We start from the raw sequence: 6747 nt of genomic DNA on the forward strand, positions 1-6747 counted from the left end.
GTCACCGCGACACCGCTTGTCATCGCGGTATCGCGGTGGGACGCGATCCGGTCGTCCATCTCGCGGATGCGCACGACCGCCCGGGCGGCCCGCCGGCTCGGCTCGCCGGTGGGACGCGGCGCCGTCAACGCCACCGGCGCGTCCCCGGGCCGGGTCGTCAACTGGCTGATCGCCGCCTGGGAGGCGAGGACGCGCAGCCGCTCGTCCGGGCGGAATCCGTCCCGGCGCCAGGTCGCGACGTCCAGGACGAGCGTTTCGACGACGTCGTCGGTCAGCTCCCGGTCGGAGATGTCCGCCAGCAGCACCCGGCCGTGCGCCGGCGCGTCCTCCTCCCGGCGCAGCACCCACAGCGCCGTCCGGTAGGCCGGCCGGAACGGGACCATCCCGCCAGGCAGGTGGATCACCGCCTCGACCAGGCCGGTGGCCAGCAGCTCGTCGCGGCGCCGCACCGCCGGCCGGTGCACCGGCAGCGGGTCCACCAGCGCCTCGGCCGGCCCGAGCAGGACAGCGGTCTGCCGTGGGCGCAGCGCGTCGGCGATCCGGCGCACCGCGACGAGCACGCCCACGGCGTCGCGCTCCTCCGCCGGCCGGAACGGCAGGCGGGTGACGACGGCGTCGGCGTTCGCGCGGCGCGCGGCCGAGGCACGAACGTCCAGGTCACGGCGGCTCACGCCGGCGACCGTGAACCGGCGGCGGGCCAGCCGGGCGAGGAACCGGTCGGGCTCGGCCCCGCTGATCCGCACGTCGTACGCCTCGCCGATCACCGAGTGGACGGCGGCCAGCAGGTCACCGGCACCCGCCGCCGGGTCGGCCACGTGCACGGCCCCGACATCCCGGGCATGCTCACGGGCGCCGGACAGCTGCGCCATCAGGCTCGCCAGCTGGGATACCACCGAGTCGGTGTAGAGCTCGGGAACGTTGAGGCGGTGGCGGGCGCCGAGCAGCCGTTCGAACGCGTCGCGGGTGCTGTAGGCCGCCTCGACCAGTTCGTCGACGGCGGGAGCCAACCAGCCCACGTGCGCTCTGAGAGCCGTCACCTCGGAGAGCAGCAGCCGGTCGTCCGGATCGACCCGCTCCGCCCGGACACGCAGCGACGCGCGCAGATCATCGACCTTCTCCGCGTCGACGGCCGTCGCGGTCCCGGCGGCCGTCGCGGTCCCGGCGGTCATCGCGGTCCCGGCGGTCATCGCGGTCCCGGCGGTCATCGCGGCCTCGGCTGTCGTCGCTGTCGGGGTGAGCGGCTCGTCGTCGAGGTGGCGTAGGCAGAGCAGCGCGCTGGCCGCGGCGACGAAGGTGCGGGCGCCCATCCGCTGGCCCAGGCAGCGCAGCAGGTAGAGGCGCAGATCCGCGTTCTCGATCCGGCGGTTGCCGCGCCGCGGGTTCGCGGCGAGCCAGCGCACGACGTCCGGCGCATGGAACATCGGGATGCCCGCGTCCAGCCCCTGAGCCGTGACGGGCGCAGGGAAGTCCGCGTGCCGACGCCGCCAGGTGGTCACCACCGCGCGTCGCACGTCGGCGAGGTCGGCGATCTCCGGCATCGAGATGAGCAGCGTGCCCGCGTCGGTCAGGTCCGGCATGTGCTCACCCCCGTTCGCGCCAGTGCGCCGCCCACGGCCCGATCCGTGGTCGCGTCAGGCAAGCATAGTTATGATAAAGAGAAATAATATGAGGAAGACTGATAACCCTGGTTATCAGCTGAATGTTTGATCCCTGGGCTCCGGCGCCTCCACAGTGACCTCCGTCCGGGCCGCTCGGGGGGGACGGCTCGGACACCCACTCCGGCGTCCCTCCCCCATCCGCCGCCTTCTTCGCTCCACAAGCGGCTCCGGCGGCAGCGGTGGTCGTCCGTCCAAGCCTTTTCGGTACTCGCCGCAGGACACCCAGAAAGTGATCATCGAATGCGTCTTCTCATGCCATCCAGAATCACGACCTCCATTGAGGCGCGTGCCGGACGGACCGCTTTTCCCGCGCTTCTCTCGCTCCTCGCCGCCGTGGCGTTGGCGATGACCGGCTGCGCCAGCATCGATCCGGACGGAGCGGGAGCCGACATCGTCAACCAGCCGAACAGTTCGGCAGCCCCCGGCACGACACGCACCGGCGACGCCCCCGGCACCCGGCAGAAGCCCGTGCCCGCCGGTACCACCGTCAAGATCGGCGACTGGCAGGTGACCCTGGGCCCCACCGTCCTGAACGCGACCGCCCAGGTCACCGCCAAGAACAGGTTCAACGATCCCCCCGCCGCCGGCCGGCAGTTCGTGATGGTGCCCGTCAACCTGACCTACAATGGGCCCGATTCCGGGACACCGTGGGTCGATCTGTCATTCCATTTCCACGGCTCGGGCGGGAACACCTTCGGCAGAGGCGGCGAGGACGACCACTGCGGGGTCATCCCGACCAGCCTCAGCGACGTCAGCGAAATGTTCCCGAACGCCAAGGCATCGGGCAACGTCTGCGTCTCCGTCCCCACCGACCAGGTGCAGGGCGGCGCCTGGATCGTCGAGGAAACCCTGGCCCTGGACAGCAACCGAGTCTTCTTTGCCCTCCAGTAGGGCCTTCGCGGAGCCGACAACCTGCCAGGAGATCACAGGTGTCACAGTAGGAGATGCGGTGCCAGGAAGGAGGATCGATGTCTGAACCACAACCTTCCTCGACGCGTGCCTTGCGGGGCGAGCGCTGCTCCCCGAGGTCGATGACTGGGTGGCTGCCTGGCACGATGCTGGCGGTGCCCCGGCCGGCCGGCCCATGCCGTTGCGCGACTACCTCGGACTCACGTATGAGGAGTATGGAATGTGGGTCGAGCAGCCGGGATCACTACGCTTTGCGGTCGCCACACTCCGATCCGAGAACGTCCCGCGGCATTATGATCCGTTGCGGACGAGTACGAATCCGGTGTCGGGCTCGGTGAGGCGCGTTGCGCCGTCGGAGATTTGTGCCGGGTCATACCTTCTTGACGACGATGGTGTGCGGGAGGAGCTTCTCCAGGTCATCGAGGTCCGAGGTGAAGACGGTTACCTGCCCCTTCTGCTGTCGTGCGATGACGGCGAGCACGGCGTCGATCGCGTACTTGTGGCCGTGCGGCCTGGTATCGGCCAGGAGGCGCCGGGCCTGGCGGGCCTCGTCCTTTCCGATGTCGGCGGCCTTGAGCCGGGAGAGGACCCAGTCCCAGCGCTGCTCGGTGGTTCTGCCGTCGTACGCCTCGACCAGCGTCATCGGAGACGTCACCACCTCGGCTTCCCCACGGGCCGCGAGGTCGAGCCAGGCGATCATCTTCCGATCGCCGCGCACGGCCAGGGCCAGGGCGTCGCAATCGAGAACGAAGACGCGCAGGGGCCGCTGCTCGGCACCCCGCTTCTTCACGCCGCCTCTCCGGCGTTGTGCTGCCCCGTCGTGCGGCGTCGCTCGTGTTCGGCGTCGAGCTCCGCCAATTCGTCGAGTGCTGCCGCACGCTCGTCACCGGCGACGGGGCCGTGTTCTTCCTGCAGCCAGTCGACCAGTTCCGCAAGGCGGTCCCGATCCCGCTTGAAGCGCAGCGCCTCGGCGACGTATGCCGACAGGCCCCGCTCTGCCGCCTCCGCGCGGATCTCGTCCAGCAGATCCTCGGGGATCGTCACCGTGACCTTCTTCGTCGCCATACAAGAGACCATACTCTTGGTGTCGTGCCCCTTACCATTGCGTCGTATGGCCGACGCCTTGGTGATCATGCGGCCGTGACGGGGCGCGGGCTTCCGTGGAAGACCTGGCTTGGTGCGCCAGGAGCGGTGGATGGCCGCGACGGGGTGGGTGCCCGGTTGAGGTCCGATGAGCGGTCGGCCGGCGAGCGCTATGACGTGTTCACGGGCGGCGGGGCTGTGGCCGACGAAACGCTGTGAGACCAGGATGCGATCACTGTCACCGATGCCGAGGATCCCCTTGTCGAAGACGTATTCGATGGTGACGGCTTGGCCCTCGTCGATGGCGTGGGCCAGTTGACGGATGTCGGAGAGGGACAGCAGGCACGCGTGGCCGGCGACGATATCCTCTGAGCCCACGGCACGCCGAAGGCCCCGGTCGTCGAACGGTCCGGGGCCTTCGTTTCCGCTGGTCAGCGGTGGCGGAGGATGCGAGATTCGAACTCGCGAGGGGTTGCCCCCAACACGCTTTCCAAGCGTGCGCCCTAGGCCACTAGGCGAATCCTCCGTCGACCACACTATCGGATCCGAAGGGCGATCGAGACAGCGGGCCGAGCGGGCTGAGTGCTCCGAGCGGGCCGAGCGGGCCGAGTGGGCCGAGTGGGCCGAGTGGGCCGCGGCCGGGTCAGGGGCCGGCGATGGCGATCTCCGTGGACTTGATCAGGGCGGTGACCGCGGAGCCCGCCGCGAGGCCGAGGTCGCCGACAGCCGCCTTGGTGATCGCAGCGGTGATTGTTTCCCCGCCTTCGATGGCGACCTTCACGATGGCCAGCGCCTCGCCCTGGTCGATCGCGGTGACCGCGCCGGGGAGCTGGTTGCGGATGCTCAGGCCGGACACCTCGCCCACGGCCAGGGACACGTCCGTCGCCTTGATCAGAATCCGGACCTGTGAGCCGCTGGCGACGCCGAGCTCCCGGACCGCCTCGGTGGTCACCGCGGCAACCACTTCCTGCCCGGTGGCGAGACGAATCTTCACAGCACTGATCGCCTCGCCTGAAGTGATTTCAGTCACAGCCCCAGAGAGCTGGTTACGAATGCTGATGCTCATGCTCGACCTCACCGAGTTTCCTGCGTGTCGTGGGCGATCGGGTGCCGCTACCTTCGCACGGGACGTACTCGGGCCGTCTCGACGCTGAGCGGTATGGAACAGTTTGCCGAGGTTCACCGTCCGGACAATGGTCACCGCTGGCAGGTACCCCCGCCGCGAAGATCCCCCCGGCAGGCCATAGACTGCTGGACAGACCCCTCGTGCGGCGTCACCCTCGTGAACCCCCCCAGGGCCGGAAGGCAGCAAGGGTAAGCAGGCTCTGGCGGGTGTGCGGGGGGTCGCCCTCCGTTACGGGGTCTTCTTCGTCACGGGGTCGCGGTCCTGGGTTCCGACGAGGCAGGCAGGCCGGTGGTCCGGTGAGCGGTGCGCTGTACAACCGATACCGTCCGGCGACCTTCGCCCAGGTCGTCGGCCAGGAGCATGTCACCGGCGCGCTCATGCAGGCGCTGCGCACCGGCCGCCTGCACCACGCCTACCTGTTCAGCGGGCCGCGCGGCTGCGGCAAGACGTCGTCCGCGCGCATCCTCGCCGCATCCCTGAACTGTGTGGACGGCCCGACGCCGCAGCCATGCGGGGCCTGCGACCAGTGCGTGTCGATCCGCGCCGGGGTCAGCATGGACGTCACCGAGATCGACGCCGCCTCCCACGGCCTCGTCGACGACGCCCGTGACCTGCGGGAACGCGCTTTCTTCGCACCCGCCTCGGCGCGCTTCAAGGTGTTCGTCGTGGACGAGGCGCACATGGTCACCGCGGCGGCCTTCAACGCCCTGCTCAAGGTCGTCGAGGAGCCTCCGCCGTACCTGAAGTTCGTGTTCGCGACCACCGAGCCGGACAAGGTCATCGCCACCATCCGGTCCCGGACGCACCACTACGCGTTCCGGCTGGTCCCGCCCGGGGTGCTGCGCGACCATCTGACGTCGATCTGCGCGCAGGAGAGCGTGGACGTCGACCCGGCGGTGTTACCGCTGGTCGTGCGGGCCGGCGCCGGGTCGGTCCGGGACTCGCTGTCCGTCCTCGACCAGCTGCTCGCCGGCGCCGGCCCGGACGGCCTGGGCTACGACCGGGCGGCCGCGCTGCTCGGCCTGACCGACGGCGTCCTGCTGGACGAGGCGGTCGACGCCCTGGCCGCGCGGGACGGCTCAACCGCCTTCACCGTCATCGACAAGGTCGTCTCCTCCGGGCACGACCCGCGCCGCTTCGCCATGGACCTGCTCGAACGCCTGCGGGACCTGATCGTGCTCGCGGCCGTCCCGGACGCCCCCGCCAAGGGGCTGCTGGAGAGCTACTCGGCCGACCAGCTCGAACGGATGCGTGACCAGTGCGCGCGGATGGGCCCGGCCGAGCTCTCCCGCGCCGCCGACGTCGTGCACACCGGCCTGGTCGAGATGCGCGGCACGACCAGCCCACGGCTGCTGCTCGAGCTGACGCTGGCACGCGCGCTGCTGCCCGCCGCGAGCTCCGACCCGGCGGCGCTGCTGGTCCGCATCGAGCGGCTGGAACGTCAGGGGGTGGCCGCCGGTCCCCCCGGTGCCCCAGCCGCGGGCGCCACGAGCATCGCGAATACGGCCCCCGGCACGCAACCGGCCGTCCTTCCAGGCCCGGCCGCCGCGAGCGCGGTTCCCGCGAGCCCGGCTACCGCGGCGGGCCCTATCGTCGCGGCGGGTGCGGTTCCCGCAGGCCCCGCTGCCGCTGTGGGCGCGGTTGCCGCCGCGGCGGCTCCGGGCGTCCCGACGGCAGTTCCAGCCGCCGCGGCCGGACCGGCATCCAGAACAGCTCCGGCCAACGTGGCGGGTCCTGGGTATGGCTCTGGTTCTGGCTCTGGCTCTGGCTCTGGCTCTGGAGGAACGGTTCCCGGGGCGGCGGCCGCGGTGGGAACCGGCGCGCCGATCCGGGCCCCGCACCGGCCTGCCGCGACTGCCGCGGCGCAGTCCCCCGGTCCGGCTGGCTGGGCTCCCGCGGCCGAGGTGCCGCCACCAGCCGACGCCAGGCCTGCCTCCTTCACTCCCGTTCCTCCCACGGCTCCGCCAAGCG

At 70.8% G+C, this 6747-nt stretch carries 6 protein-coding genes, 1 tRNA gene and 1 other RNA gene; 3 read left to right on the forward strand and 5 right to left on the reverse strand.

All coding sequences use genetic code 11. The features are described from left to right. On the reverse strand, positions 1–1577 hold a 1577-nt coding region (locus AC5LUJ_RS10430), incomplete at its 3' end, for a hypothetical protein (RefSeq protein ID WP_250285712.1). A gap of 333 nt (positions 1578–1910) precedes the next feature. Here AC5LUJ_RS10430 and AC5LUJ_RS10435 point away from each other — a divergent pair. Continuing rightward, positions 1911–2549, forward strand: a complete 639-nt coding sequence (locus AC5LUJ_RS10435) for a hypothetical protein (RefSeq protein WP_250285713.1) — start codon at positions 1911–1913, stop codon at positions 2547–2549. Positions 2550–2937: 388 nt separating this feature from the next. Here the strand turns inward: AC5LUJ_RS10435 and AC5LUJ_RS10440 are convergent, their stop codons facing one another. The 4 genes from AC5LUJ_RS10440 to AC5LUJ_RS10455 all read right to left on the reverse strand — a co-directional run bounded on the left by AC5LUJ_RS10440 (position 2938) and on the right by AC5LUJ_RS10455 (position 4716). Continuing rightward, the gene (locus AC5LUJ_RS10440) at positions 2938–3357 is read right to left on the reverse strand and encodes a hypothetical protein (RefSeq protein WP_250285714.1); all 420 of its coding nucleotides are present in this window, start codon (positions 3355–3357) and stop codon (positions 2938–2940) included. After that, complete coding sequence (locus AC5LUJ_RS10445; RefSeq protein ID WP_250285715.1) at positions 3354–4028, reverse strand: ribbon-helix-helix domain-containing protein; 675 nt, start codon at positions 4026–4028, stop codon at positions 3354–3356. Before AC5LUJ_RS10445 ends, AC5LUJ_RS10440 begins: the two co-directional genes overlap by 4 nt. A 60-nt stretch (positions 4029–4088) precedes the next feature. Beyond that, positions 4089–4176, reverse strand: a tRNA-Ser gene (locus AC5LUJ_RS10450). 117 nt (positions 4177–4293) lie between these two features. Continuing rightward, positions 4294–4716, reverse strand: a complete 423-nt coding sequence (locus tag AC5LUJ_RS10455; protein ID WP_250285716.1) for a TOBE domain-containing protein — start codon at positions 4714–4716, stop codon at positions 4294–4296. Positions 4717–4905: 189 nt separating this feature from the next. On the opposite strand from AC5LUJ_RS10455, the gene ffs reads away from it, so the two are divergent. After that, an RNA gene (gene ffs / locus AC5LUJ_RS10460) (signal recognition particle sRNA small type) lies at positions 4906–5002 on the forward strand. A 70-nt stretch (positions 5003–5072) separates the two neighbouring features. Then, positions 5073–6747, forward strand: a 1675-nt coding sequence (locus tag AC5LUJ_RS10465) for a DNA polymerase III subunit gamma and tau (protein WP_493464842.1), incomplete at its 3' end; no start/stop codon positions are given.

It is taken from the genome of Protofrankia sp. CiP1_Cm_nod3, from assembly GCF_982290655.1.

What these genes read in the sequence shown, in the direction of transcription:
- AC5LUJ_RS10455 (WP_250285716.1), bottom strand. Translation starts at nt 4,716, where the DNA reads ATGAGCATCAGCATTCGTAACCAGCTCTCTGGGGCTGTGACTGAAATC.
- AC5LUJ_RS10435 (WP_250285713.1), top strand. Translation starts at nt 1,911, where the DNA reads ATGCCATCCAGAATCACGACCTCCATTGAGGCGCGTGCCGGACGGACC.